28 protein-coding genes are annotated in these 26,202 nt (G+C 33.5%); 12 read left to right on the forward strand and 16 right to left on the reverse strand.

Annotated elements, in window-relative coordinates; translation table 11 throughout:
* Positions 1-8 precede the first annotated feature (8 nt).
* Both recR and MV052_RS01885 read left to right on the forward strand, forming a co-directional pair.
* A complete protein-coding gene (gene recR / locus MV052_RS01880) occupies positions 9-578 on the forward strand; it encodes a recombination mediator RecR (RefSeq protein ID WP_297440436.1) in 570 nt (189 codons plus the stop codon).
* Complete coding sequence (locus MV052_RS01885) at positions 579-1,472, forward strand: phospholipase A (RefSeq protein WP_297440438.1); 894 nt, start codon at positions 579-581, stop codon at positions 1,470-1,472. It abuts the gene before it with no gap.
* Positions 1,473-1,477: 5 nt separating this feature from the next.
* Here the strand turns inward: MV052_RS01885 and MV052_RS01890 are convergent, their stop codons facing one another.
* The 5 genes from MV052_RS01890 to MV052_RS01910 are packed head-to-tail and all read right to left on the reverse strand — an operon-like array spanning position 1,478 to position 6,177.
* Positions 1,478-2,269, reverse strand: coding sequence for a shikimate dehydrogenase (locus MV052_RS01890; RefSeq protein WP_297440440.1), 792 nt, complete (start codon positions 2,267-2,269; stop codon positions 1,478-1,480).
* Positions 2,269-3,678 carry a chorismate-binding protein gene (locus MV052_RS01895; RefSeq protein ID WP_297440442.1) on the reverse strand — a complete coding sequence of 470 codons (1,410 nt, stop codon included), beginning with the start codon at positions 3,676-3,678 and terminating at the stop codon, positions 2,269-2,271. Before MV052_RS01895 ends, MV052_RS01890 begins: the two co-directional genes overlap by 1 nt.
* A gap of 14 nt (positions 3,679-3,692) precedes the next feature.
* Complete coding sequence (locus MV052_RS01900; protein WP_297440444.1) at positions 3,693-4,352, reverse strand: SPOR domain-containing protein; 660 nt, start codon at positions 4,350-4,352, stop codon at positions 3,693-3,695.
* 25 nt (positions 4,353-4,377) lie between these two features.
* The gene (locus MV052_RS01905; protein ID WP_297440445.1) at positions 4,378-4,920 is read right to left on the reverse strand and encodes a DUF1882 domain-containing protein; all 543 of its coding nucleotides are present in this window, start codon (positions 4,918-4,920) and stop codon (positions 4,378-4,380) included.
* A 9-nt stretch (positions 4,921-4,929) separates the two neighbouring features.
* Positions 4,930-6,177, reverse strand: a complete 1,248-nt coding sequence (locus MV052_RS01910) for a serine hydroxymethyltransferase (protein ID WP_297440447.1) — start codon at positions 6,175-6,177, stop codon at positions 4,930-4,932.
* 153 nt (positions 6,178-6,330) lie between these two features.
* Here MV052_RS01910 and MV052_RS01915 point away from each other — a divergent pair, with 153 nt between their 5' ends.
* Positions 6,331-6,987, forward strand: a complete 657-nt coding sequence (locus tag MV052_RS01915) for a ferritin family protein (protein WP_297440449.1) — start codon at positions 6,331-6,333, stop codon at positions 6,985-6,987.
* Positions 6,988-6,999: 12 nt separating this feature from the next.
* Here the strand turns inward: MV052_RS01915 and lysS are convergent, their stop codons facing one another.
* The 4 genes from lysS to MV052_RS01935 are packed head-to-tail and all read right to left on the reverse strand — an operon-like array spanning position 7,000 to position 10,575.
* On the reverse strand, positions 7,000-8,520 hold the full coding sequence (lysS, locus tag MV052_RS01920; protein ID WP_297440451.1) for a lysine--tRNA ligase: 1,521 nt from the start codon (positions 8,518-8,520) through the stop codon (positions 7,000-7,002).
* 25 nt (positions 8,521-8,545) lie between these two features.
* Complete coding sequence (locus MV052_RS01925) at positions 8,546-9,025, reverse strand: Fur family transcriptional regulator (RefSeq protein ID WP_297440453.1); 480 nt, start codon at positions 9,023-9,025, stop codon at positions 8,546-8,548.
* A gap of 1 nt (position 9,026) precedes the next feature.
* Complete coding sequence (locus MV052_RS01930; protein WP_297440455.1) at positions 9,027-9,668, reverse strand: CvpA family protein; 642 nt, start codon at positions 9,666-9,668, stop codon at positions 9,027-9,029.
* Complete coding sequence (locus MV052_RS01935) at positions 9,658-10,575, reverse strand: GGDEF domain-containing protein (RefSeq protein ID WP_297440457.1); 918 nt, start codon at positions 10,573-10,575, stop codon at positions 9,658-9,660. The genes MV052_RS01930 and MV052_RS01935 overlap by 11 nt, the downstream gene beginning before the upstream one ends.
* 124 nt (positions 10,576-10,699) lie before the next feature.
* Between MV052_RS01935 and MV052_RS01940 the strand changes: the two genes are divergently transcribed.
* Positions 10,700-12,049 carry a class II 3-deoxy-7-phosphoheptulonate synthase gene (locus MV052_RS01940; protein WP_297440458.1) on the forward strand — a complete coding sequence of 450 codons (1,350 nt, stop codon included), beginning with the start codon at positions 10,700-10,702 and terminating at the stop codon, positions 12,047-12,049.
* 2 nt (positions 12,050-12,051) lie between these two features.
* Here the strand turns inward: MV052_RS01940 and MV052_RS01945 are convergent, their stop codons facing one another.
* From MV052_RS01945 to abc-f, 3 genes are read right to left on the reverse strand one after another with little or no spacing between them, the layout of a single operon-like run.
* Positions 12,052-12,411: a hypothetical protein gene (locus tag MV052_RS01945; RefSeq protein ID WP_297440460.1), complete on the reverse strand. Its 360-nt coding sequence runs from the start codon at positions 12,409-12,411 to the stop codon at positions 12,052-12,054.
* A 3-nt stretch (positions 12,412-12,414) separates the two neighbouring features.
* Positions 12,415-12,912 carry a preQ(1) synthase gene (gene queF, locus MV052_RS01950; protein WP_297440462.1) on the reverse strand — a complete coding sequence of 166 codons (498 nt, stop codon included), beginning with the start codon at positions 12,910-12,912 and terminating at the stop codon, positions 12,415-12,417.
* A complete protein-coding gene (gene abc-f / locus MV052_RS01955) occupies positions 12,905-14,851 on the reverse strand; it encodes a ribosomal protection-like ABC-F family protein (RefSeq protein WP_297440464.1) in 1,947 nt (648 codons plus the stop codon). The genes queF and abc-f overlap by 8 nt, the downstream gene beginning before the upstream one ends.
* A 182-nt stretch (positions 14,852-15,033) precedes the next feature.
* Between abc-f and MV052_RS01960 the strand changes: the two genes are divergently transcribed.
* On the forward strand, positions 15,034-15,480 hold the full coding sequence (locus tag MV052_RS01960; RefSeq protein ID WP_297440466.1) for a hypothetical protein: 447 nt from the start codon (positions 15,034-15,036) through the stop codon (positions 15,478-15,480).
* Here MV052_RS01960 and MV052_RS01965 read toward each other — a convergent pair.
* The gene (locus MV052_RS01965) at positions 15,431-15,787 is read right to left on the reverse strand and encodes a hypothetical protein (protein ID WP_297440468.1); all 357 of its coding nucleotides are present in this window, start codon (positions 15,785-15,787) and stop codon (positions 15,431-15,433) included. The genes MV052_RS01960 and MV052_RS01965 overlap by 50 nt on opposite strands.
* Positions 15,788-15,917: 130 nt before the next feature.
* On the opposite strand from MV052_RS01965, the gene htpG reads away from it, so the two are divergent.
* Together htpG and MV052_RS01975 are read left to right on the forward strand one after the other, a co-directional pair.
* Entirely contained in the window at positions 15,918-17,810 is a 1,893-nt protein-coding gene (htpG, locus tag MV052_RS01970; protein WP_297440470.1) for a molecular chaperone HtpG, read from the forward strand.
* A 158-nt stretch (positions 17,811-17,968) separates the two neighbouring features.
* Positions 17,969-18,421, forward strand: a complete 453-nt coding sequence (locus MV052_RS01975) for a hypothetical protein (RefSeq protein ID WP_297440472.1) — start codon at positions 17,969-17,971, stop codon at positions 18,419-18,421.
* A gap of 6 nt (positions 18,422-18,427) precedes the next feature.
* Here MV052_RS01975 and MV052_RS01980 read toward each other — a convergent pair whose 3' ends face one another.
* Both MV052_RS01980 and MV052_RS01985 read right to left on the reverse strand, forming a co-directional pair.
* Positions 18,428-18,619 (reverse strand): hypothetical protein, encoded by a 192-nt coding sequence (locus MV052_RS01980; protein ID WP_297440474.1) that lies wholly within the window; start codon positions 18,617-18,619, stop codon positions 18,428-18,430.
* A complete protein-coding gene (locus MV052_RS01985; protein ID WP_297440476.1) occupies positions 18,597-18,902 on the reverse strand; it encodes a hypothetical protein in 306 nt (101 codons plus the stop codon). The genes MV052_RS01980 and MV052_RS01985 overlap by 23 nt, the downstream gene beginning before the upstream one ends.
* A 180-nt stretch (positions 18,903-19,082) precedes the next feature.
* Here MV052_RS01985 and MV052_RS01990 point away from each other — a divergent pair, with 180 nt between their 5' ends.
* From MV052_RS01990 to MV052_RS02000, 3 genes are read left to right on the forward strand one after another with little or no spacing between them, the layout of a single operon-like run.
* Positions 19,083-19,319, forward strand: coding sequence for an OadG family transporter subunit (locus tag MV052_RS01990; RefSeq protein WP_297440478.1), 237 nt, complete (start codon positions 19,083-19,085; stop codon positions 19,317-19,319).
* Positions 19,320-19,327: 8 nt separating this feature from the next.
* A complete protein-coding gene (locus tag MV052_RS01995; RefSeq protein WP_297440480.1) occupies positions 19,328-21,130 on the forward strand; it encodes a biotin/lipoyl-containing protein in 1,803 nt (600 codons plus the stop codon).
* A 4-nt stretch (positions 21,131-21,134) separates the two neighbouring features.
* On the forward strand, positions 21,135-22,463 hold the full coding sequence (locus tag MV052_RS02000) for a sodium ion-translocating decarboxylase subunit beta (RefSeq protein ID WP_297440482.1): 1,329 nt from the start codon (positions 21,135-21,137) through the stop codon (positions 22,461-22,463).
* A 70-nt stretch (positions 22,464-22,533) separates the two neighbouring features.
* Here MV052_RS02000 and MV052_RS02005 read toward each other — a convergent pair whose 3' ends face one another.
* Positions 22,534-23,484, reverse strand: coding sequence for a chemotaxis protein (locus MV052_RS02005; RefSeq protein WP_297440483.1), 951 nt, complete (start codon positions 23,482-23,484; stop codon positions 22,534-22,536).
* Positions 23,485-23,653: 169 nt separating this feature from the next.
* Between MV052_RS02005 and MV052_RS02010 the strand changes: the two genes are divergently transcribed.
* Both MV052_RS02010 and MV052_RS02015 read left to right on the forward strand, forming a co-directional pair.
* A complete protein-coding gene (locus MV052_RS02010; protein WP_297440484.1) occupies positions 23,654-24,463 on the forward strand; it encodes an HlyD family secretion protein in 810 nt (269 codons plus the stop codon).
* Positions 24,453-26,195, forward strand: coding sequence for a molybdopterin-dependent oxidoreductase (locus tag MV052_RS02015; protein ID WP_297440485.1), 1,743 nt, complete (start codon positions 24,453-24,455; stop codon positions 26,193-26,195). Before MV052_RS02010 ends, MV052_RS02015 begins: the two co-directional genes overlap by 11 nt.
* Positions 26,196-26,202: the final 7 nt, after the last annotated feature.

A 26,202-nucleotide genomic window follows, 5' to 3' on the forward strand; every position in this document is an offset into this window, starting at 1 on the left:
AAAAATAAATGAATAACTCTTTAGAAAAATTTAACAGACTTGTTGATGCCCTGGGTGAACTCCCTACAATAGGAAAAAAGTCTGCCACAAGATTAGCATATTATATGATAATGAATGACACCTATGCTGGAATGAAAATCGCCCATGCTATTGAAGATGCTTTGGGAAGTTTGAAAAAGTGTTGTGAATGTGGTGGAATGAGTGAAGATGAAATCTGTTATATTTGTAGTGATGAGTCTCGTGATACTACTTTGCTCTGTATAGTTGAAAATGCTAAAGATATCTTACTTTTAGAAGAAAATGGTTTGTTTGATGGAAAGTACTTTGTACTTGAAACTTTAGAGGAGTTGAGTATTTCACATTTAGAGGATATAGTAAAAAATGGTGTAACCGAAGTATTGTTCGCTTTAACACCATCCATATCAAATGATGCTGTGATACTCTATATTGAGGATAAATTAAGCCAGTATGAGATAAACTTTTCTAAAATAGCGCAGGGTGTACCTACGGGTGTAAGTTTGGAAAATATTGATTTACTTTCATTAACAAGAGCATTACAAGACAAGGTTAGGATTTAAATGAAATCATTCATATTGTATATAAGTTTACTGTTATCAGTATTGCATGCGGAACAAATTTCTGATGCGACAAGAAGTAAAATTAATATTGTTGATATTAAAAATGATACGTCCAAAGAGAATGTGCAAAAATGGCTTAATAACTCTTTTGGTCTTCGTCCTTACAAAGCAAATTATCTTTTACCCTTCGGAATTGCAAATAAAAAATATATTAACCATAAATTAAATATTGTAGAATATGAACAGTATGAAGCTGAAATTCAGGTTAGTTTACAACTTGAAGTTTTTGAGGATATTTTTGGTTTAGGTGAAAAATATTCTTTAGCATATACACAAGAAGCTTTCTGGCAGATCTATGTTGCATCTTCTCCGTTTAGAGAAAATTTATACAATCCTGAAGGTTTTGTTGTTTTTCCTATTAATGATCAGAAATCAATATTTCAAATACGTTCATTAAAATTAGCGATTGCGCATAAATCAAACGGGCAACCAAATACCGAAGATGTGTTGGAATTTAATGGATTTAATCTTTCAAAAAGTATAAATTATTTTTATACAACATTACGACTACAACATAATACACTTATTACAGATTTGACACTTTTAGCACCATTTCCAGGAAGTGGAAATTTAAGTGATAATCCTGATCTTATGAACTATCTAGGTTATACAGAAGCAAAGTTTACCTATTTTTATCACAAGCATATGTTTAGTATAATGGCACGTGGTAACTTAGCAACCATGAAAGGAGCGACAGAAGCAACATATTCTTATCCTTTACGAAAAGACAAATCTTATTTGTATATAAAGTTTTTTAGTGGGTATGTAGAATCTTTAATAGACTATAATAAAAATATTTCAAAACTCTCAATAGGCTTTAGTTTTTCTAGATAAGCTTTTTAAAGTTGAAAACTTTTTTTCATTTCTCTTTGTATATCTTCTGTTTTTAGTTTATGGTTGGTAAAAAGCTCATTTGCTAAAACTCCTTGACCAAGGAGCATATCAGCACCATCTTTATAAGTTTTGTTCATCTTTTTTGCCATTTGTAAAAAAGGTGTCATTTTTCCATAAATCGCATCAGCCACATAGTTTGTGTTACTTAGTATCTCTTGTGTAAGCTCTTTTGGTGCGGGAAGATTCTCGTCTTTAAGACCAGCACTTGTTGTATTTACTACAAGGTCATATTGCTGCGTTTGAAAGTTGTCCCAAGTATAACACTCGCAAGGCATTTGTTTAAAATCTGCTAATCGTGCAGCACTTCTATTGAGTAGAGAGACTTTGATATTGTCTTGTAAAAATCGAGCGACAAGCGCTCTTGCTGTTCCTCCTGCACCAATAACCAAAATATTTTCAATTTTTTTAAACTCTTTGATAGCATACATAAACCCATCTGCATCTGTGTTGTATCCGATAAGTTTTCCGTTCTCATTGACTAGAGTATTAACAACTCCAACTGTTTTTGCAAAACCTCTCACTTCATCACAGGCATCAAACGCAGCTTCTTTATGCGGTACTGTAACATTGGCTCCACTTAAATGAAGTGCAAAAAATGTCTCTTTTAACTTCTTTGCATCTTCTAAAAATGTACGAGTATAGCAAGCTTTATAGTTGAGATTTTGAAAAACAGCGTTGTGCATAAGTGGACTTCTTGAGTGCGAAACAGGGTTTCCAAAGATTGAAAAAAGTTGCATTAAATTTTATCCAAATCTTCTAACGAATGGATAAGAGCACCGAGTTTATTATTTACTTCAAGGTACTCAAGTTCTTTTACACTATCTGCTACTACACCAGCACCAGCTTGTAATATAACTTTATCCTCTTTAACCATTGCAGTTCGGATAGTGATAGCACTGTCCATATTACCATCAAATCCAAAGTATCCAATACTTCCGCTGTAAAAACCACGCTTAATACCTTCATACTCAGCGATAAGCTCCATAGCGCGAATTTTTGGTGCACCGGTCATTGTTCCAGCTGTAAAGGTTGCCATAAAAAGATCAAACATATCTTTATCTTCTTGAAGGTTAGCAACAACATCAGAAACGATATGCATAACATGAGAAAATCTTTCGATATGCATCATATCTTGGACTTGGACACTACCTGTTTTAGCTACACGTCCAACATCATTACGACCTAGGTCAATAAGCATTAAATGCTCTGCTAACTCTTTAGGATCAGCTAAAAGTTCAGCTTCAAGCTCCATATCTCTTTGTTTAGTGTCTCCACGTTTTCTTGTACCCGCAATTGGACGAAGAAGAATCTCACCCTCAGTAAGTCTTACCATTACTTCAGGAGAAGAACCAACTATACTAAAAGCTTCATACTCCATCAAGAACATATAAGGAGAAGGGTTTTTGGTGCGTAAAATACGGTAGAAACTAAAAGGATCAACTTTTATATGACGTGTAAAACGATTTGTCATCAGTATTTGAAAAACATCACCACTTTTTATCATCTCTTTTGATTTATCTATCATCTCAAAAAACTTTTTCTTGGAGTGTGCAAAAGTTCCTTTGTCGGTACCAATGTTGTATATATGTTCTTTATAAGTATAGGTACCTTTAAGATTTGTCTCAAGAAAATCAAATTTTTCACTGTACTCTTTAAGTGTGGAGATAAGAGTGATTTGATGATTTTTATGTGAATAAACAAGGACTATTTTTGGAAGTATTAAATCTAAGTCTGGTGTGTGTAGTTCATCTTCTAAACTATTCATAAATGTTTGAAGTTTTGGTTCAAACACTTTCACCATATCGTATCCGATATAACCTATAAAACCATCAACATAGCCTACGTTCAAATCTTTTGTAGCTTGTTTGTAAGCAGAAGTATTGATTTGAGCATAGTATTCTTTTAAAAAGTCAAAAGGATTTTTTTCTATTTTAAAAGTTGTTCCTTCTTTATCCGTATAAATAGTTTTATCATCTTTATACTGTAGTCTTTCTCTTGCACCAATACAGATAAAACTATAATTCCCTTCACTTTGTCCAGCACTTTCAAAGAGATAACTTATTTCATTAGGAAATAACTCTTTCATTTTTGAGTAGACAGCAATAGGCGCAAGCTGATCTAATGTAAATTGGTCTGAATATATCAAATCTAAGCCTATTATTAGAGTTTTACTAAAAATGCACCAGGTTCAACTTTTGAACGAAGTACTTTTTTAGCATTATTTGCATCTTTTAGTGAATTAAATGGACCCACTAAAACTTTGTTTACATTTTTTACTTTATGATAACTATATTTATACCCTAGATTAGATATTGAATTTAAAAACTTTTTATTAGGTGTGTATTTTGAGAATGACCCAACTTGGATAAAATAGACTCCACTTTTTTGTGTAGGAGTTTTTGCTTTTTTCATAGGTTTTGTAGCTGTATGAGTTACGGCTACTTCTTTTTTATGTACTTTTTTTACAGGAGTCATTACTGTTTGTGTAACTTCTGTATTATCACTACTTTGCTCTTTGAGTTTTTGAACGACTTTATCCAATTCTTGAGATGGTGTTTCATTGTCTTGAATAACTTCAACTTCTTCAAATAGAGGCTCTTTTTCAAGCTCTGTGTTAGCAGTTTGTTGTGCTTTAGGCTCAGGAGGAATGACAGCTTGAGGTAAATTATTTGTTCCATTTGAATTGATAGAATTCATAAGCATAACGACTACGATGAGAACAACTCCTAGTGTAGCGATTGCTAAAATAATTTTTTTATTAGAATTAGATGAGCCGCTTTTGTTTAATACAATATCACTTAGTTCGTTTTTATCTTCCATAATTTATCCTCAAATTTAGATTTAGTTACATATGCTTTGACCATGAAGCACCACGCTCTTTAGCATAGACTTCATAGGGAAGAGTTAATATATTGTACTCATCCGGCATATCATTGTTTGGAAACATTCTCCATTGTTTTGGTTGTTTCGCAGCTAACTTCATACTAATCATTTTACCAAGCTGAATAGCCTCTTGAAGTGTTGTATGACCTTTATGGATATAAAGATGCAAGTGACCTTTTGTTTTTGTCTCATAAGCCGTAAAGTTTATATATCCCTCTTCACGAAGCAAGAGTTGTGCCTTATGATAAAACCTTTCAGGATCTCGACCATTGTAGTCGATCACGATATTTTCTACAATACCTTTTTTATCAACTACTGAGTGAGCGATTGTTACTTCACCTTTAATATGCTTATTAATGAGGGATTGATTTAAAGGTTCATTTATCTTTTCAAACTTATTATAAAAAGTTCGCCCTTTAAAGGTTATCTTATTTACTACTGAATCTCTTTTAATCCAGTAGTGATCACTTGTCATTTTAATAAGTTTTAAATCCATTGCAGTCATAAAAAAACCTTAGTATGTTGCTTGGTTATAGATTACGAATTTATGCGCTAAATCTCTGAGCTCAAGTTTTATCTTTGCTTGTAGTTCAGTGTTATTGATATCATCAAGAACATCAGCCATTTTATTTGCAATTAACTCAAATTCAGGCTCTTTCATCCCTCTAGATGTAAGTGCTGGAGAACCTACACGTATTCCTGAGGTAACAAATGGACTTCTTGTCTCACCAGGTACAGTGTTTTTGTTTACTGTAATACCTGCATTTCCAAGTGCTGCATCAGCTTCCTTCCCAGAAATTTCAGTACCTACAAATGAAACAAGCACAAGATGATTATCAGTTCCGCCCGATACTACATCATACCCACGTTTCATAAGTACATCAGCTAAAACTGCTGCGTTTGCTTTTACTTGTTTAGCATAATCCTTCCATGCAGGAGAAAGGTTGTATTTAAAACCAACCGCTTTTGCTGCAATAACATGAACAAGTGGTCCACCTTGTAGAGCTGGGAAAATTGCAGAATTTATTTTCTTTGCAATATCTTCATCATTTGTCATTATCATACCACCACGAGGGCCTGCAAGTGTTTTGTGTGTTGTTGTTGTTACAACGTGCGCATGAGGAAATGGGCTAGGGTGTTCTCCTGCTGCTACAAGTCCAGCGATATGTGCAATATCAGCAAATAAAATTGCGCCAACTTCATCAGCTATCTCACGAAATTTTGCAAAGTCAATTTCCCTTGCATAAGCAGAAGCACCACAAACGATAATCTTTGGTTGTACTATTTTTGCAATATCTAAAACTCTATCGTAGTTGATACGACCATCTAGCTCAACTCCATAAGTGAAACTAGAGTAATTTTTACCTGAAAAACTGGGCTTTGAACCATGAGTTAAGTGACCACCGTGACTTAAATCCATACCTAAGAGTTTGTCACCAGCCTTTAAAAGTGCTGCATAAACTGCACCATTGGCTTGACTTCCTGAGTGTGGTTGTACATTTGCATATTTGCATCCAAAAAGCTCACATGCTCTATCTATTGCTAGCTGCTCAACACTATCTGCATGTTCACAACCACCGTAGTAGCGTTTTGCAGGATAACCCTCTGCATATTTGTTCGTAAACACAGAACCCATTGCTTCCATTACTGCGGGAAGAGTAAAGTTCTCAGATGCAATCATCTCTAAGTGGTCAGTTTGTCTCTCTAGCTCTTTTTCGCATAAGTTATAAACTTCTTCATCGTACTCTTTTAAAAAACTCATGGTATAAAAATCCTTATAAAATTAAAAATATTATCATTGTACTAAAAATATAATAATATTGTTCTGAATAAAAACAATATAATGGATAATAATTTTCCTTTAAGTTTACTTATGTAATAATGATTGAAATAATCGTCAAATAAAGGATATGAAATGAGACAGTATGAAACGTATACGTGTGAGATATGTGGGAATGTAGTTGAAGTACAAAACGTGGGTGGTGGGGAGCTTTATTGTTGTGGTCAAGCTATGAAAATGGATACTGAAAATCTTACCTTGGTTAATTTGATGAAGGCTTTTGCAGGAGAGTCACAAGCAAGAAATAAATATGAATTTTATGCAAAAGTAGCGCAAAAAGAAGGGTATCGTGATATTGCCGCACATTTTCAAAGAGCTGCTAATAATGAAAAAACGCATGCAAAACTGCAGTTGGCACTTCATAATCGAATAAAATATGAAAGAGAAAATAATTTTGGCTCAACAGAAGAAAATCTTCAAGATGCTATAAATGGAGAGCATTATGAAAATCAAAGTATGTATCCTGATTTTGCAGCGATAGCAAAAGCTGAGGGGGATAAAGAGGCTGCGGCACTCTTTACTGCCATAGGTAAAGTAGAAATTGAGCATGAAAAAATGTATAGAATGTTACTAGAGCGATTAACTACAGGACATGAATTTGAGGGTGAACTAGAAGAAGCTTGGATTTGTGAAGTGTGTGGGCATGTTCATTATGGGAAAAAACCGCCGAAAAAATGTCCTGTTTGTAAACATCCTCAGGAATATTTTTCAAGACTTATTGAAAGTAAATAAGGAAAAAGCTTTTTAAGCTTCTTCCTCTTCTGATTCATTAGCAGTATTTAGTACTGGTTTCATGGCTGGAAATAAGATAACATCGCGAATGCTAGCTTCATTTGTGAGTAGCATTACAAGTCTGTCAATTCCAATACCTTGTCCAGCTGTTGGTGCCATACCATAGCTAAGTGCTTCAACGAAATCACTATCCATCTCATGTGCTTCATCATCTCCACTATCTTTTGCTGCCATTTGACCTTCAAAACGTGAAAGTTGATCAATAGGATCATTTAACTCACTAAAAGCATTGGCAATTTCTCGACCTGCGATAAATAATTCGAATCGTTCTGTTATTTCAGAATTTTCATCATTTCTTCTTGCAAGCGGAGAAATCTCAACTGGGTACTCTGTAATAAAAGTAGGGTCAATAAGTTTTTCTTCAACAAACTCATCAAAGAGTTCCCCTTGCAGTTGTCCAAGATTCATTCCTGGTTTCACTGTTAAGCCTTTTTCTTTTAGATACGTGATGATTTTTTCTTTATTTTGCGTAACATCTGCAGGAACACCTCCGATAGTAGTTAAAGACTCTATGAGTGGAATTTCTTGAAAATTATCAAAGTTTACTTCCATATCTCCATATGGAAGAAGTGTAGGCAGATTTAAATGATCAAAAAGGTATCTAAAATACTCTTTTGTAATTTCGATTAAATCTTTATATGTTTTATATGCCCAGTAAAATTCTATAGAAGTAAATTCAGGATTATGTGTTGCATCCATTCCCTCATTTCTAAAATTACGATTAATTTCAAAAACAGCCTCAAATCCACCGACAATCAATCTTTTTAAGTAAAGCTCAGGTGCAATTCTTAGATATCTATCAACTCCAAGTGCATTATGATGTGTTACAAAAGGTTTTGCATTTGCTCCACCAGCGATAGGATGCATCATTGGTGTTTCAACTTCTAAGAAACCTTTCTCTTCAAAGAAATGGCGTGTTAATGAAATGACGCGAGAGCGGATTTGAAATGTTTTTCTTACTTCTGAGTTCATGATCAAATCAAGATATCGTTTTCTATAGCGTATCTCTTTGTCAGTAATTCCATGAAATTTTTCAGGAAGTGGATTGATAGATTTTGTTAAAATCTTAAGAGTGTCAGCATGAAGTGAAAGTTCGCCTTTTCCTGTTACAAAAGGATAACCACCAATCTCAATAATATCACCAACTTCAATATTTTTTTTAAATATAGTATTGTAAAAATTTTCAGGAAGGTTGTCGCGGGCAACATAAATTTGTAACATACCGCTTTCATCTTCTATCTTAACAAAACTCGCTTTTCCCATGATACGTAAAAACTTTATACGTCCACTAACAATGTAGTGACGCTTTTCATCTCTTTTATCTTCTAGGTCAACAATATCAGAATTTACATTTAAAAATTTTTCTATCGTCGTATTTCTTTTTGAATCATTTGAATAAGGATTATATCCTGCATCTTTTAGAACTTGTGCTTTTTCGATTCTTTGTTGTATATATTTATTATCAAATAACAATAATTTTTCCTTCTTTATAAGTTTATTATTTTTTTTCTTGACACTCTTTACAGATACCATAGATCTGCATAGAGTGGTCGAGCATTTTAAAATTGAGTTTTTCTGTTATGGCATGTTGACGTTTTTCAATCTCTGAGTCAACAAACTCAGTAATTTGTCCACACTCTGTACAGATAAGATGATCATGATGTTCTTTTGCGCCAAGTTCATACTTTTTACCTTGTGCCCCAAAAGACAGGGATGTGACTATGTTTGATTCTTCAAGAAGAGAAAGCGTTCTATATACAGTGGCAATACCGGTTTTTAAGTCAGGATATTTACTTTGAATAAGATTATGCAGTGCCTCAGGTGTTAGATGTTCGTCAGAATTATACAAAGTTTCTAAAATAACTTCACGTTGAATAGTGAACTTGAAATTATTCTTCTTTAACAGTTGTTTAAAATCATTGAGTAACTCTTCGTATTTAACAGTTTTATCATGAAAGTCAGTTGTAATATCAGGCATTCTATTTCTCTGTAACTAAATTATTTATAGTGTTGTTAATTTCTTTGATTTGCATATTTGCTTCCTCTTGTAAAGTACTTTGTATATTTTCTTGAACAGTTTCTTTGACACTCTGTGTAGCCTTGTCAATACTAGCGTTTAATTCATCACTTGCAGCTACAGGGTCTATCTTCATGATATATCCACCCGTTTCAACAAGAACAGGAAAAAGAACACTTCCCTTGAGTGCAGAATCTAAGCTAGAGCGTACAGCTTTAATGTTGTAAATAGCAAAAGAAATCACAGCTGCAATAAGAAAGAATTTTCCAGAACCAACAACAAAACCAAGGATTTTGTCTACCGGACCTAGACCACTTAAAGAACTAAGTTTCTTAAATGCAACTCCAACGATGACCATAACAAGCCAAAAAAGCGCCAAGGTGACAAGAAAACCTGTAAAACTTACAGCCGCTTCACTTGAAAAATTAAAAATACTATCATTAAGATAAGTACCCACCTGATCACCTACACGTGAAGCTACAAATATACCACCGATTATACCAATCAGACCAAATATTTCTTTAAAAAAGCCATTTAAAATACCTTTTAACCCAAGTAATAAAATAATTATTGACGCTACTAGGTCAAAATAATTAAACTCCATTGAATAACTCCACATTAAATTGATTTTTTCCTTTATGTTTTGATTCATAAAGTGCATTGTCTGCTCTTGTAATAAACTCATCAGGAGTATCACCTGTAACATATTTCGTAAGACCGATACTCATTGTAACTTTAAGAGTATTTCCTTTGTAAATAAGTTGATTATTGCTGATGAGATTTAAAATTCTTCTTGCTACAAGTTTCGCAGTTTGAGTGTCAATTCTATTTAGTATGATGATAAACTCTTCTCCACCATACCGAAAAAGTTTATCTCCGTCTCTAAGTGTTTTTTTCAAAATATTTGATATAAAAATTAAAATTTTATCACCTGTAATATGTCCATATTTGTCATTGATACTTTTAAAATTATCAATGTCTAAGAGTAAAAGATGCAAGTCATGCTGTAAATTTTTCTTTTTACAAAGATTGGAAATAAAATGATCCAAGGCTCTACGGTTAAAGACCTGTGTAAGCCCATCAAGATTTGAAGTTTTTTCAAGTTTGCTGACTTTCTCAGTTAACTCCGCAATAATATCATTAGCTTTTTGGACTTCTTGTGCCATAAAAGTTTGAATATTTTCAAACTTATCTTTAATATTATCAGTATCTATAAAAGCACTTTCATGCAGTGTCTTTTCTTGCATTGACGTAATCTCTTCAAATCTTTTATTTGTTGATTTGTATGCTGCGATACTACTTTTTGCTATCTCTTCATGGGCATCTCGAAAAGCAAGCTTGGTATGCTCAGCAGAGTCAAGTCTATCAGGGTTTAAACTCTGAATTGTTAAGACTGCATCCTCAAGATAGTGAATGATTTCATCTTTATTAGGTTGCTCTTGGGATTCAATTGTAGTAAGCAAATCATTATACATTTGTTTTACAAGTGACTTCAGGTCATTTTTTTTCAATGGCACTCCCAATTTAAAAATATTACTAATTATACTTTTTTAAGCATAAAAATAGCTTTTCTCATATGAATTTTAACTATATTTAGCTAATATTACAAAAATAATAATATATAAGGTCTAAACTATGAGTACTTGGAGCCCATCAAGCTGGAGAGCAAAACCAATTTTACAACAACCGACTTATCCTGATCAAGCTAAATTAGAAGCTGTATTAAAAGAGTTGAAAAACTATCCTCCTCTCGTTTTTGCTGGAGAAGCTCGTTCACTTAAAGAACAATTAGCAAATGTTTCTAAAGGGAAAGCTTTTTTACTTCAAGGTGGAGATTGTGCTGAGAGTTTTAGTGAGTTTCATGCAGATAATATCCGTGATACTTTTAAGGCATTAATGCAAATGGCGGTTGTTATGACATATGCAGGTGGTGTTCCTGTTGTTAAAGTTGGTCGTCTGGGCGGTCAGTTTGCAAAACCTCGTTCATCAGATTATGAAACTATAGGCGATATTACTTTAGATTCATATCGTGGGGATATCATCAATGGAATTGATTTTGATGCAAAATCTCGTGTGCCAGATCCAGAACGTATGATAAAAGCGTATAATCAAGCAACTGCTACACAAAATTTACTTCGTGCTTTTGCTTCTGGTGGTTTGGCGGATTTACATAAAGTCAGCAAATGGAATCTTGACTTTGCACACAGTAGTGAAGTGGGTGAGAAGTATCAAGTTATTGCAGAAGATATAGAAAAATCATTACAGTTTATGGAAGCATGTGGTGTGAACTCTAAAACATATAGAACTTTAAGAGAGACAGACTTTTATACTTCTCATGAAGCACTATTGTTACCATACGAAGAAGCATTTACACGTAAAGATTCCATTACTGGTGATTGGTATAATACAGCTGCACATATGGTTTGGATAGGTGATAGAACGCGTCAACTTGATGGTGCACATGTTGAGTATATGAAAGGAATTAAAAACCCTATCGGTATTAAAGCTGGACCAACTATGGACCCTGATGACTTAGTAAAACTTGCAAAAGCAGTAAATCCTGAGAATGAAGCAGGTCGTCTGAATATCATCGTGAGAATGGGTGCAAATAAAGTTGGTGAGCATATGCCGGCTCTTATTCGTGCAGTTGAGAGAGAAGGTTTAGATGTAGTTTGGTCATGTGACCCAATGCATGGAAATACTATTAAATCATCAAACAACTATAAAACTCGTCCTGTTGAAGATATTTTAACTGAGATGAAACAATTTTTCCAAGTGCATAAAGCAGAGGGAACTGTCGCTGGTGGTGTTCATCTTGAGATGACTGGTAAAAATGTTACTGAGTGTATTGGTGGTTCATTTACAGTAACTGAGGAAGATTTAAGCTCTCGTTACCATACGCATTGTGATCCACGTCTGAATGCAGATCAATCTTTAGAGCTTGCATTTTTAATCGCAGACTCTTTAAAAGAAGCACACAAGTAAGTTTATCTTACTTGAAAGATGTTTTGTTTTTCTTTGGTATCGAATTGCGCTCCGAAGCAGATTCTTTGCTGAATCCCTCCACGAGCTGTTAAATCAACTATCACACTTAAATCATTTGTCTTTATACTTTCCTCGATTGTATGAAATATTTCATAGGCAATATCTTCTGCATTTAGCTTTTTGTCTCGTAATGTTGTGATATACTTTTTAAAGTCAGGTAATTCAAAAGTTTCACCTAGGCTTGTGAAATTTACATAGAGTGTTCCACGATAAGGTTGTCCACTCTTTGCCAAAAAAAGAAGTTCATGCGACATATATTGTATGCGTGTATTTTTGACTATACTGCGTTTAGAAAGTTTCATATTCTATCCTACTCTTTGAGGGTTGAGATTTCGGTTTAAAAATCTGTAGTTTTCTATTGTTTTGTACTTTTCTTCTTCATTAGCATAACTAAATGTAGGATGGATACTGATATTTCCTCTAGGATAAAAAAGACCGATAACTTCAAGATATTTCGGCTCCATAAGTTTGACTAAATCTTTACCAATTTTATTTACAACATCTTCATGAAATTCACCACTATTCATAAAACTAAAGAGATAGAGTTTAAGAGATTTGCTCTCAACCATTTTAATATTAGGAATATAGTTGATGATAAGTGTTCCAAAGTCAGGTTGATTTGTTTTAGGACAGAGTGAAGTAAATTCATCTGCATTGAGTGTGACCCAGTAGTCCATCTCTGGATGGACATTTTCAAAAGTTTCCAAAACTTCAGGAGCATACTCATACTTGTACTCTGTATGTTCTGAGCCTAGTTGTGTTACTTCTTGGGCTCTTTTTTCTTTATATGATGGTTTAGGCATTGTTTATCTCTTCTTCTTTTTCTTGGATTGTTAGAAGTTCTTCAATTTTTTGCTCATACAGTGTTTCAATATCGGAGAGTTCTTTTGCTAGGGCACTAAGACCTATGGCTTCATAGCATTGAGGATCACTTAAGCAGTTGTTTTTTTCTTCTAGCTTTATTTCAAGCTCTTCTATCTCAAGGGGTAGTTTTTCTAAAGCAATTTTTTCTTTAAATGTCAGTTTAAGTGTTTTTTGTTTTTCTCGTGTAGGCTCTTTTATTTTTTCTTCTTTGCGTGCTTCATTCTCCATATTTGAGAGTTCTTTGACTTCTTTTTCAAGTTCAAGATACTCACTGTATTGTTGGTATGATTCTTCTATGGTTTTATCAGGTTGAAAGATGAAGAGTTTTTTTGCTATCTTATCTACAAAATATCTATCATGACTAACAATTATGACAGCACCAGAAAAGTTTGTGAGCTGCTCTTCAAGAATATTGATAGTAGGAATATCCAAATCATTTGTAGGTTCATCAAGTATGAGTATATCTACATCTTGTGTAAAAAGTAAGGCAAGAGCAACACGATTTTTTTCGCCACCACTTAATACCCCAACTTTTTTTTCTAGAAACTCTCTAGGGAAAAGAAAATTTTTAAGATATCCATAAACATGTAAATCACTTCCTCGTACATTAACACGGTCACCTCCATGCGGACAAAAGGTTTCTATGAGATTTTTGTCATCATCAAGCATCTCTCTATGTTGGTCAAAATAACCTACTTTAAATTCACCACGTTTTATCTTTCCACTTGTTGGCTCAATTCGTCCAAGTAGTGCTTTTAAAAGGGTGGATTTCCCACTGCCATTTGGTCCAACGATGGCGATGACATCTTTTTGTAGTATGCGTGTACTAAAGTCGTGTAATAGCTCTTTATCCCCAAGTTTAAGACTAACATTTTCTACTTCAAAGAGCATTTTTTGTTGGTTAACACTTTTGTCACGGTTAAAGTGTTTAGCTTCCCTTTGAAGTTCTACAGACATTTTTCTAATCTTGGCAGGATTAGTTTTTGCTTCTTCTCGAAGCTGCATTAAACGCTCTTTTCTTCCTTCGTTGCGCTTGAGTCTTGCACGGACTCCTCTTGCAAACCATTCATTTTCTCTTTTGAGGGTTCCAAGAAGGTTGTCATGTTGTTTTTGCAAGGTTCTGAGATACTCAGCTTTTTGTATAAGATAGTCATTATAGCCACCTTTATACTCACGAATCTGACAATCTTCTACTTCGACGCTTTTTGTAGCAATGCGGTCGATGAAATAACGATCATGTGAGATAAATACCAAAGTGAACTTTTCTTTTAAAATCAACTCTTCTAGAAACTCTACCATATATACATCAAGATGATTGGTTGGTTCATCGAGGAGTAAAACATCTGGTTTTTGTAGAAGTAAAGAGGCAAGGGCAACACGACGTTGCTCACCTCCGCTTAAAAGTGCAATAGGTTTATGCTCATAACGTTTAAGATCAAAATGCTGCAAAATACGCTCAATCTTATCATCTAAATTCCAAGCTTTATGATGTTCTATATAACGTGAGAGTTGTTCATGCTCATCAAGTAAAGTTTTGTTCTCAAAATCTTCTGCTAAACGCAGTGAGAGCTCATTGTACCTTTGTTTTGCTGCGTTTAGTTCTTTTAATCCTGCTTCTACAGCTTCTCTAACATTATGCCCTTCTTCAAATTCGGGACGTTGATCGAGCATTTTGACTTCTAAGTCACTTTTTATGATACGTCTACCGCCATCAGGTTCTAGTGAACCATTGACTATCTTCATAAGAGTAGATTTTCCACTTCCATTTTTTCCGATGATAACGATACGCTCACCTTCGTCAACATGGAAGTCGATTTCAGTGAGAATTTTTTGAGCTGAATAGTGTTTTGAAATTTTTTGTAGGTCTATAAGTGCCATAAATTCTTTACTTGTTTTGGTTTTTGTAATAATAGCAGTTTGGGAGTTAATAGGGGCTTTAGTCTTGAGATTTAGCTTTAAGATAAAAAATTTTCAATATAAGAGTTATTTCTTGCGCTAAATCAATGAAATGTAACCTCTAATGTAATATTATACGCTCAATTATAAATCAAGGATTTTTTTTGGGTATTTTTATACATATTCATCTTATTGCTGCTATTGCTTGGATAGGCGGATCTATCTTCATGTTTGTTTTGGGTGTTACTTTATTAGATAAAGAAAAACAAAAAATGGTTTATCCTCATATAGGGCCAATTTTTGGCTATTTTGAAATTGTTTCTCTTTTAGTTTTACTTAGTACTGGTGTTGTTATGATTGTAAATGACGGACTCTATGAATTACTTTTTTCAAGTGACAACTCTCTTATAGTTGAAACATTATGTAAAAAGCTTATAATTGTTGGTATTATGATTCTTGCGACGATTGTGCATTTTATCATTGCATTTAAAACAAACACAAAAGAGCGAACGAAACTTCAAAACTTTATCTCTCGTGGTTCTTCTTTAATTATATTTTTTCTCAATCTTTTTGTTCTGCATTATGCAATAATGATTCGTTCGATGTTATAGGATTTGTATCTATACATAACTCTTTTGCTGTGTACCATGCGGCAATGCTTGCATCATCATACTGGTACTCTCTTTGGTGTAGAGGTATGACTGCATTTCTTATTTTGGCGCGGATAATGCCTACGACAATGAAAGTGATAAGTAAAGTTGCACCTGCTATAAAGTAATCATATAAATACCAAGCTATTAATGCTACTATAGGTGTAGCAAATTGTAAGAGTGTTTTTATGCTAAACGCAGTGATTTTACATTTTTTAGAATGCAAAATAGGTGTTGGCTCTATGAGTTCTAGTGTTTCTTTTTTCATAACTTCATTATAGCGAAAAAGAAAAACTTGATAAACTTGAGTCAATACGACTAAATAATATTGATAAAACTTGCAACCATTAACTTTTTTTGCTAAAATACTATCAAATTTTAAAAAAAGGATTTAAATTATGGCTAAACATCAATTTCAAACAGAAGCAAATCAAATATTACAACTAATGATACATTCACTATACTCTAACAAGGAGATATTTTTACGTGAGTTAGTATCAAATGCATCAGATGCACTTGATAAACTAAATATGTTAGTGTTAACTGATGAAAAATATAAAGATGTCACGTTCGCACCACGTATTGATATAGTTATAAATAAAGAACTTAAAACGTTAACTATCAAAGATACTGGTATAGGAATGAATGAAGAAGATTTGATGAATAATCTTGGTACTATTGCAAAAAGTGGTACAAAAGCATTTTTAGAAAATCTTACGGGAGATCAAAAAGAAGACTCTAACCTTATTGGACAGTTCGGTGTAGGTTTTTATGCCTCATTTATGGTCGCAAATAAAGTTGAAGTTATCACTAAAAAAGCCGGAGAAGAACAAGCTTACAAATGGATAAGTGAAGGGGCTGGCGAATTTGAAATAGAACCTGCTGAAAAAGATTCTCACGGAACTGAAATCATTATGTACCTTAACGAGGGAGAAGAAGAATTTTTAGAGGAATACCGTGTTGAAAGTATTGTAAAAAAATATTCAAATCATATTCCTTTTCCAATTTTTATGGATAAAGAAAAAACAATACCTGCGCTAACAGATGATGATGGCAAAGAGACAGAACCAGCTCGTACAGAAATAGTAAATGAACAAATAAACAGTGCAAGTGCATTGTGGACAATTCCAAAAAGTGATTTAAAAGATGAGGATTATATCTCATTTTATGAAACTATTGCACACTCAAGCGAAGAACCTTTAACTTGGATGCACAATAAAACTGAAGGTGCTATTGAATACACTACACTTTTTTATATTCCAAGTAAAGCACCGATGGATATATACAGAGTCGATTATAAACCGGGTATTAAACTATACATCAATCGTGTATTTATTACAGATGATGAAAAAGAGCTTATGCCAACATATTTACGTTTCTTACGTGGTGTGATAGACTCTAAAGATTTACCATTAAATGTAAGTCGTGAAATTTTACAGTCAAATCCTATCATGAGTAAAATTAGAAATACTTCAGTAAAAAAAGTTCTTTCTGAGCTTTCAAAAATGATGAAAAAAGACTCTGATAAGTATGATATTTTTTATAAAGAGTTTGGAAATGTACTCAAAGAGGGTCTTTATAGTGACTTTGGAAACAGAGAGAAAATTCTAGAACTCTTAAAATTCCATACATTAAACTCTGATGAAATGACAACAATAGAAGAGTTTGTAAAAGGTGTAGATGAAGAGAAAAAAGAGATATATTATTTAACAGCTAAAACATCAATAGATATGTTAAAATATTCTCCGGTTTTAGAAAAATTTAAAGCTCGTGGTATTGATGTACTTCTTTTAAATGAAGAAGTTGATACGATAATCTTTCCAATGGTAACAGAGTATAAAGAGTACAAACTTATTCCTGCTGCTGATGCGAAATTTGAAGAGAGTGAAGAAGAGAAAAAAGAGCAAGAAGAGTTAGCAAAATCTTACGAAGGCTTCACCAAAGAGATAAAAGAGATTTTAGGTGAGAGTGTAAAAAGTGTTGCAGTTACAACAGAGCTTACAGACTCTCCTGTTGCAATCAAAATAGACAAAGAAGACCCTTCTTATATGATGGCACAAATGATGAAACAAATGGGTCAAGCAACTGATGCACCAGAACCAGCACCTATTTTACAAATTAATCCAAAACATGAATTAATTGCAAAATTAAAAGATACTTCTGACAGAAATCTTATAGAAGATGCTGCACATGTTTTACTCGATCAAGCAAAACTATTTGATGGTCAAGAGCTTGATGATACAGCTGATTTTGTTGTTCGTCTTAATAGAATAATTTCTAAAGCCTTATAATTTTTTTGAATGAGTGCCAAAGAATTTGGTACTCATGATATTCTTCTTATAAAACTTCTAAAACACTTTGTTTTCATACAAAAATATGATATTCTATCGCCATGTTAAAAAACTTCGAATTATTAAATAAATCAATAGAAGCTGAGGATTTTTCTGCTATGAAAAAAGAAGCAGATGAAATTTTTGAATCATTGATCACTACAGACCTAAAAAATCTTCATTTAGAAAGATATACGTATAGCCCTATGCAGGCGATGGATGAACTTGGGCTTGATGAGGAGCTCATTAATGAACTAGTAGAAGATTATGTAGGGCAAATGATAAAGTCACTTGTACAGTTTGAAGTTTATCTCAAAGAGTTAGAAAACTCTAAAAGTAATAAGATGGAACTTGATTACAAACTCTTTCGAGAACTTGCACATAAAAATTTGGGTGTTGCTAGAAACCTTCGCATTAAAGATTCTGAAATACTCCTTTATGAACTCATAAAAAAAGATGATTTAAAATATCTACTCTTATGTATTGAAGCTTTGAAAGTAGCAATAATTAAGTTAAACCCTCAATGTGCCTATAACACGCTAAGACTTATTAAAATTAAAAATTTTTTTTAAGTTCAGTTAATTTTTAAGTGAATGAGAAATTTGTTCAAGTTTTCCTTTTGGTTTTACGAAAGTTTTTTTTTCAGTAGTATTTAAAGGTAGAGCAAAAGCAAGTAAAATAAAGACAAAAGAAAATACAATACCTGCAAGTAAGCTTAATATAACCTTTAATTTGAAATCGCTCATCTTATGAGTTTTCTTTTTTCTCATTTGTTATATATATCCAAAACTCTTTATGAGAATAACCTTTGTTAAGAAAAAACATTTGTAGAACAGTTACCCTATATAATGTAATCAACATCTTTGCATAGGGAATAAAAAGACTTAAGGTTACAAATAAAGATTGTTGTTTGCTACCTTTTGATTCTATCATCTCCTGTATCCCAATATTTTTACTTAGATATATTCCAAAGAGAATTGAAAAAGTGAAATTGAGTATTAATCCAAAAAGCATATATGCCATAAAATCTTGTTCGTACATTCCAGCTATCATAATTGAAAATTCCTGTATATTGTATTTTTTATATTTTAGCAAAAAAGAATTATTTTTAAGTTTAACTTCTTCAAAGATACAATCAAAAGGTAACATTAGCGATTTAATTAAAGAAAAAAAACTTTTTTTAAACATCTTTATACTATACTAAACTCACAAATTATGAAAAAAGGTAATTTAATGGAAACTAATCTCGTAATGGAAGGAGTGAAGTTTATGTTTTTAGGAATGGGAACAGTGTTCGCATTCCTAATCATAATGATAATGGCTATAAATTTGATGTCATATATCATTCATAGATTTTTCCCTGAGCCTAAAGCAGCTGACATAGCAGTGAATACGGCAAATGAGCAGCAAGATAAAAACAAGATAGTTGCAGCAATTACTGCTGCGATAGCACATCATAGACAAGGGTAAGGATTAAAATGGCTAAAAAATTTATAGATGTAATGGATACAACTTTCAGAGATGGTTTTCAGTCAGTTTTTGGTGGTCGTGTATTGATGGATGATTTTCTTCCAGCAGTCGAAGCCGCAAAAATTGCAGGAATAAATCACTTTGAATTTGGTGGTGGAGCAAGATTTCAATCTCTTTACTTTTATTTAAGAGAAGATGCTTTTGAAATGATGGATAAGTTTCGTAAAATTGTAGGACCTGATGCAAACCTTCAAACACTTGCTCGTGGTGTAAATACAGTTATGTTAGATACTGGTTCAAAAGAGTTGATAGACCTTCATGCAAAAATGTTTAAAAAACATGGAACGACAACTATTCGTAACTTTGATGCTCTCAATGATATTGACAATCTCGAGTATTCAGGTCAAAGAATTGTACATCATGGCTTAAAACATGAAATTGTAGTAACAATGATGGATTTACCACCAGGATGTCATGGTGCTCACGATGTAAAATACTACGAAAAAACACTTCGCAGAATCTTAGATAGTGGTATTCCGTATGATAGTATTTGTTTTAAAGATGCTAGTGGTACGTCGAATCCTCAGAAAGTTTTTGAAACAATCAAAATGGCTAGAAAAATGGTTGGAGAGGATACACATCTTCGTCTTCATACACATGAAACAGCAGGTGTTTCTGTAGCAGCTTATATGGCAGCTCTTGAAGCTGGGATAGATGGTATTGACATGGCTGCTGCTCCTGTGAGTGGTGGTACAGCGCAACCAGATATTTTAACTATGCTTCATGCAACAAAGGGCATGAATTATGACCTTGGTGGTTTAGAACTAGGAAAAATACTGACATATGAAAAAGAGTTACAATCATGCTTAAGTGATTATTTTATGCCACCAGAAGCAACAATGGTTTCACCAATAATACCATTTTCTCCAATGCCAGGTGGTGCATTAACTGCAAATACACAAATGATGCGTGATAATGACATCTTAGATAAATTTCCAGATGTGATAGCTGCTATGCAAGAGGTAGTAGAAAAAGGTGGTTATGGTACTTCTGTAACACCAGTTTCTCAGTTTTACTTTCAACAAGCATTAAACAATGTAATGCAAGGGCCATGGGAAGCTATCGCTCCAGGTTATGGAAGAATGGTACTCGGATATTTTGGTAAAACTCCTGTTGCACCAGATCCTGAAATTGTAAAAATTGCTTCAGAAAAATTAGGACTTGAACCTACAACGGAAAAAGCACTTGATTTGGCTGATGCAGACCCTGCAAAATCTTTAGAGAGTTGGATAACTAAACTAAAAGAAGAAGATATTGAAATCACGGAAGAAAATATCTTTATTGCAGCAGCATGTCAAGAAAAAGGTATCGCATTCCTTAAAGGCGAAGGCGAATTAAACGTTCGTAAAATATCTCAAATGAAAAATGATTGTGAAGGAAGTTCAAATATGGGTAGTGGAAATTATACAGTAGTAGTAGACGGACAAAAGTTTAGTGTTCAAGTTGCAGAAGGTGACGCAGATATTCAAGTAACAGCAGTAAATGGAGAAAGTGCAGCGCCAGCTGCATCAACACCAGCTCCTGCAGCATCCGGTAATGATACAGAAATTAAAGCATTACTTCCGGGTAGTGTTTGGAAAATAGTTGCTAATCCAGGTCAAAGCGTGAATGAAGGTGATGTTATTATGATTCTTGAATCTATGAAAATGGAGATAGATGTAGTGGCAACAAGAGGCGGAGTATTAAAAAGTATCAATGTAGCTACAAATGATAAAGTTGTAGAAGGTCAAGTAGTAGCCGTATTAGGATAATTGGATGAAAAATATTGTAATTAAATTTCTTGCTCTTTTCATGCTTCTTGCATTTGCAAATACGACTGCAGGTGCTTCAGAGCATGAAGCAGTTGCCAAAGCTTCTACCCATAAAGAAGAAACATATGTTTCTAAACCTTTTAGTGAAATGATTATGGGCTTTTTAAAAGATACAGGTGTGGTAGCTCTTGTAAATCCAGATCCAAATGAATTAAGTGCTAATGGTGAGCATATGAGTAGCTTTCATCAAGGTCTTGGTCGTGTGATTATGATCTTGATTACATTTTTCTTATTTTGGTTAGCCATAGCTAAAGGATTTGAGCCGCTTTTACTTCTCCCTATTGCGTTTGGTGGATTTTTAGCAAACATTCCTGTTGCGAATATTGCAGGAGCGCATGGTTTCTTGGGGGTGATTTATAATATGGGGCTCTCAAATGAGATGTTCCCTATCATAATCTTTATGGGTGTTGGTGCTATGACTGACTTTGGTCCGCTTTTATCAAACCCTAAAACAGCGCTTCTTGGTGGGGCTGCACAATTTGGTATCTTCGGAACTTTGGTTGGTGCTGTAGCCCTTTCACACTATGGTTTTGTTGATTTTACATTGCAACAAGCTTCTGCAATTTCTATTATTGGTGGGGCAGATGGTCCAACATCAATTTTTATTGCAACGAAACTTGCTCCTGAATTATTAGGTGCTATTGCGGTTGCATCATATTCATATATGGCGATGGTTCCTATTATTCAACCTCCGATTATGAAAGCTTTAACAACAGATGCGGAGCGAAAAATTAAAATGACGACACTTCGTCACGTAACACGTTTAGAAAAACTTGTTTTTCCTATTTTAGTTCTTTCATTAGCTATTATGGTTTTACCAGAGTCTACACCACTTATTGGTGCCTTTATGTTTGGTAACTTCTTAAAAGAATCAGGTGTTGTTGAACGTTTAAATGATACATTGCAAAATGCGCTTATTAACATTACAACTATTTTCTTAGGTTTGGGTGTTGGTTCAAAACTTGCAGCTGATCAATTCTTAGTTCCTGATACTATGTTTATTATGATTCTTGGTATTATTGCATTCTCAGTAGGAACTGCTGCTGGTGTGTTAATGGCAAAACTTATGAACTTGTTCCCAGGTCATAAAATCAATCCATTAATCGGTTCAGCTGGTGTATCTGCTGTGCCTATGGCAGCACGTGTATCAAATAAAGTTGGTATGGAATATGACCGTACAAATATGCTTTTAATGCATGCAATGGGTCCAAATGTTGCGGGTGTTATTGGTTCAGCTGTTGCAGCTGGTGTATTAATTTCTCTATTTCAATAGAGAGATTAGTAAAGTTTTACTCAGTAGTGCATTTCTTGCACTACAATTTTCTAAATATCTATTTTTATAATTATTGATATCTTGCCATTGCTTCTACGATAAGTGGTATAACATTGTGACTTTTTGTTTTATCAATAAATCCGTCAGCACCTAAATCTTCTGCTTCTCTTTTGTTGTTATCTCCCGTCATAGAACTGTTTACAATGATAGGAATATTTTTGCTAACAGGATTTGCTTTGAGCGTTTGGATGACTGTAAAACCTGACATTTCAGGCATTTCAATATCTGTAATGATAGCTGGCACAATAGCATTGGCACTATCTCCAAGAGAATCTATATACTCAACAAGTTTTTTTCCATTATTGAACAGTTTCATATTAATATTTGCTTTTTGAAAAAGAAGGGTTAAATGCTTTTGAGCAGTTTTTGAATCTTCAGCAATCAACACCGTACCCTTGATGAGTTTTTCAGGTAGGGCAATGTCTTTTAGTGCTTCTGTATCTCTCTCCACATCAACAAGCGCTTGAGGTAGTACATCTGCAAGAAGTTTTTCATAGTCAAGGATAAGACAAAGGCTACCATCTTCGAGTCTTGTGTCGTTTATGATGACACCATCATCTTTAAGTCTATAACTATCAGGTGCATGCATTTCTCCCCAGTTCTTTTTAATAACTCGATATGCAGACATTATTCTTAATCCAATTATGACCCCATTAAAGTCACATACTAAAATGTTTGAGCGTTTAATCTCTTCTTTAGTCAATGTCACATCTAACCATGCAGGTAAATTTAAGATAGGAATTTGTAAATCACGTAAGATAATAGTCCCTTCTAAAAAAAGGTGTGCCGATGGAATTTGTGTGAGATAATGGTTCTTTGATTCTACTACTTCTCGTGTTTTAAAAACATTTATCGCATAGTAAGCTGAGTCTTCTCTTTCGCTTACTCTAAATACAAGTAATTGAAGTTCATTGTTTTTTGCTAAGTTTGTAGCCGCATCCACATTATCTAGTAAAGCCATAAAAATCCTTTTCATTAAACAAGTGCCTGACAAGAATAAATGTCATTGAATTATGATATTTATTCTTGTCAGGCACTTATCTCTTAATATTAGCAGAAATAAAATGAAATATGCTTGAATGTTAGTATTGAAATGTTAAAATAAAGGCATTAAATTCAAAGGTGCTTCCGTGAAAATTTTCATAATTCTATTTCTATTAACTACATTTGCTTTTTCTAAGGTTTATTATTCAAAAGTGGAACCTTATGAAGTGCGAGACATTTCCTCAAATGTAACTGGAGCTGTTTTGTATGCAGATGAAAATATGCTTGGTAAGAAACTCTCTTCAAAGCCATTTATACTCATAGATGCTGAGTTAGATAAAGATGAGCTAAACGCAGTAAATAATAAACTGAGTTATTTTCAAGATACTTTAGAGGTAAATGAAAAAGTCCTGTCGAACTTGAGGGAATCTTTAAAAAGAAAACGTGAAAATTATGAGAATATTGCTAAATTAAGTATAAAATCACGAGTTGAAAAAGATAGAGAGTTTTATGACCTTATTAACAATGAAAACAGTTTTTTGGCGATACAAAAAGAGGTGAATTCTTTAAAGGCAAATATAGCAGATCTGAAATTAAGAAAAGCGCAGTTACTCAAAAATATTCACGATAAAAGTATTTCATTGAAAGGCTTTGTTCTTTATGATTTAAAAGTTAAAGCAGGGAAAGTGGTCACTGTAGCTACCCCATTGGCTACAGTTGCAGACACATCAAAAGGTTTGTTAAGCATTTATTTGAATGAAGATGACGCGCTAAACGCAGTAAATAAGATTATTTATATCAATGGGCAAAAAACAAAATATAGAGTCTCAAGAATTTTTACTATAGCAGACAGTAAAAATATATCAAAATATAAAGCACAGATTATTGTTAATGCTCCGAATCTGTTTTCAAAATTAGTAAAAGTAGAATTAAGAGAGAGTAAAAATGAAAAGTAGTATTACAGCATGTCCCCTAGATTGTTATGATGCTTGTGGCATTGTTTATGATGATGGTAAATTGATGCCTTTTAAAGATGGTCATACAAATGGGTTTTTATGTCCACATATCAATCATTATGATAAATATGAAAGAATAGAAAAAGCGCGATATAAAGGTGCTGAGATAAGTATGGATGAGGCTCTTGAAAAATTACAAGAGATACTCTCCTCTACATTGAAAAGCGAGATATTGCATTATAGAGGGAGTGGAAACTTTGCCTTAATGCAGGAAGTAACAGACCATTTCTTTGCAGGACTTGGGGCAGTACTAACTGATGGAACCTTATGTGATGGTGCGGGTGAAGCAGGCATCATTGCAGGTCGTGGAAGCAATAAAAATATGCCATTTTCAGAGATTGAAAAATCTGATGTTGTAATATTTTGGGGAAGAAATCCGCATACGACTTCTTCTCATCTTCTTCCAATTCTTAAAGAGAAAAAAGTTATCGTTATCGACCCAGTAAAAACAAAAGTGGCGAAGATGGCTGATCTGTTTGTTCAAATCAAACCACATACAGATATTTTTCTTGCTTTACTTTTAGCACGTTTTGTTCATATAAATGATACTCTTGATGAAGAATTTATTGAAAAATATGCAAGTGAATTTGATGAATATTATGAACTTACACAAGGTGTACGTATTAAAACAACACTTGAAAATATCGGCATCACTCTCGGTGATATAGGTGATATATTAAGTATGTGTATTGACAAAAAAGTTGCTATTGTTTGTGGTGTTGGTATTCAAAAATATCTTGATGGTGCAGATGTCATGCGTGCTATAGATGCATTTGCCGTATCACTTGGGATGTTTGGTAAAGAAGGTTGTGGGGTTGCATATCTTGGTAACTCAAAAGAGGGGATAGAGTCTCCATTTAATACAAAATCAAAAAAAGTCTCAAAAGTAAATACTGCGTTTGATGATTTTAAAACTGTGTTTATTCAAGGAGCAAACCCGCTTGGGCAAATGCCTGATACCCAAAGAGTGAAAAATGCTATGCAAAGAGTAGAAAATGTTGTCTATTTTGGATTGTATGAAAATGAAACATCTCAAATTGCAGACTTAATTATACCTGCAAAAACATTTTTAGAAAAAGATGACCTGCGAACTTCTTACTCTCATAATGGATTGATGTTGATGAATAAACAGATTGAAAGCGAGATAGGCATAAGTGAATATGATTTGGCAAAAAGAATGTGTGAAAAATTTGCTATAGAGATAAAAGATGAAAGTGAATATCTCGAACATTTTAAAAATTTTGGTGTTTTAAAGATAAACGGCTGTGTAGAAGTTGAAAATAGAGATACGGTTGCCTATAAAAATGGTTTTGATACTAAAGATAAAGAGTTTATATTTTTAGAGGAGTTTGATTCTCCCCAAGAAGAAAAAGAGGATGAGTTGTATTTACTTACGCCAAAAAGTTCAAAAAGCTTAAACTCTCAGTTTCAAAGAGAACAATATGTATATTTGAATCCATCACAAGGTTTTCTTGATGAAGAAGAGATTACAATTAGTTCAGAGAATGGCAGCCTTGTTTTAAAAGTTAAAAATAGTGAAGATTTACGAGAAGATTCAGTACTTATTTACAGTGGCACTGAAGGTGTAAATAATTTAACCTCTTCAAAACATTCTTATGAAGGAAAATCTGCTGTTTTTCAAGAAAATAAAGTTAAAATAAGTAAAAAGTAAAAGGCAT

Origin of the sequence: Sulfurimonas sp. (assembly GCF_026988655.1) — a bacterium.
Taxonomy (GTDB): domain Bacteria; phylum Campylobacterota; class Campylobacteria; order Campylobacterales; family Sulfurimonadaceae; genus Sulfurimonas.

Excerpts from the sequence above, each read along its gene's own strand:
- recR (WP_297440436.1), top strand. The coding sequence starts at position 9 with ATGAATAACTCTTTAGAAAAATTTAACAGACTTGTTGATGCCCTGGGT.
- MV052_RS01885 (WP_297440438.1), top strand. The coding sequence starts at position 579 with ATGAAATCATTCATATTGTATATAAGTTTACTGTTATCAGTATTGCAT.
- MV052_RS01890 (WP_297440440.1), bottom strand. The coding sequence starts at position 2,269 with ATGCAACTTTTTTCAATCTTTGGAAACCCTGTTTCGCACTCAAGAAGT.
- MV052_RS01900 (WP_297440444.1), bottom strand. The coding sequence starts at position 4,352 with ATGGAAGATAAAAACGAACTAAGTGATATTGTATTAAACAAAAGCGGC.
- MV052_RS01905 (WP_297440445.1), bottom strand. The coding sequence starts at position 4,920 with ATGACTGCAATGGATTTAAAACTTATTAAAATGACAAGTGATCACTAC.
- MV052_RS01910 (WP_297440447.1), bottom strand. The coding sequence starts at position 6,177 with ATGAGTTTTTTAAAAGAGTACGATGAAGAAGTTTATAACTTATGCGAA.
- MV052_RS01915 (WP_297440449.1), top strand. The coding sequence starts at position 6,331 with ATGAGACAGTATGAAACGTATACGTGTGAGATATGTGGGAATGTAGTT.
- MV052_RS01925 (WP_297440453.1), bottom strand. The coding sequence starts at position 9,025 with ATGCCTGATATTACAACTGACTTTCATGATAAAACTGTTAAATACGAA.
- MV052_RS01930 (WP_297440455.1), bottom strand. The coding sequence starts at position 9,668 with ATGGAGTTTAATTATTTTGACCTAGTAGCGTCAATAATTATTTTATTA.
- MV052_RS01940 (WP_297440458.1), top strand. The coding sequence starts at position 10,700 with ATGAGTACTTGGAGCCCATCAAGCTGGAGAGCAAAACCAATTTTACAA.
- MV052_RS01945 (WP_297440460.1), bottom strand. The coding sequence starts at position 12,411 with ATGAAACTTTCTAAACGCAGTATAGTCAAAAATACACGCATACAATAT.
- queF (WP_297440462.1), bottom strand. The coding sequence starts at position 12,912 with ATGCCTAAACCATCATATAAAGAAAAAAGAGCCCAAGAAGTAACACAA.
- abc-f (WP_297440464.1), bottom strand. The coding sequence starts at position 14,851 with ATGGCACTTATAGACCTACAAAAAATTTCAAAACACTATTCAGCTCAA.
- MV052_RS01965 (WP_297440468.1), bottom strand. The coding sequence starts at position 15,787 with ATGAAAAAAGAAACACTAGAACTCATAGAGCCAACACCTATTTTGCAT.
- htpG (WP_297440470.1), top strand. The coding sequence starts at position 15,918 with ATGGCTAAACATCAATTTCAAACAGAAGCAAATCAAATATTACAACTA.
- MV052_RS01975 (WP_297440472.1), top strand. The coding sequence starts at position 17,969 with ATGAAAAAAGAAGCAGATGAAATTTTTGAATCATTGATCACTACAGAC.
- MV052_RS01980 (WP_297440474.1), bottom strand. The coding sequence starts at position 18,619 with ATGAGAAAAAAGAAAACTCATAAGATGAGCGATTTCAAATTAAAGGTT.
- MV052_RS01985 (WP_297440476.1), bottom strand. The coding sequence starts at position 18,902 with ATGATAGCTGGAATGTACGAACAAGATTTTATGGCATATATGCTTTTT.
- MV052_RS01990 (WP_297440478.1), top strand. The coding sequence starts at position 19,083 with ATGGAAACTAATCTCGTAATGGAAGGAGTGAAGTTTATGTTTTTAGGA.
- MV052_RS01995 (WP_297440480.1), top strand. The coding sequence starts at position 19,328 with ATGGCTAAAAAATTTATAGATGTAATGGATACAACTTTCAGAGATGGT.
- MV052_RS02000 (WP_297440482.1), top strand. The coding sequence starts at position 21,135 with ATGAAAAATATTGTAATTAAATTTCTTGCTCTTTTCATGCTTCTTGCA.
- MV052_RS02005 (WP_297440483.1), bottom strand. The coding sequence starts at position 23,484 with ATGGCTTTACTAGATAATGTGGATGCGGCTACAAACTTAGCAAAAAAC.
- MV052_RS02015 (WP_297440485.1), top strand. The coding sequence starts at position 24,453 with ATGAAAAGTAGTATTACAGCATGTCCCCTAGATTGTTATGATGCTTGT.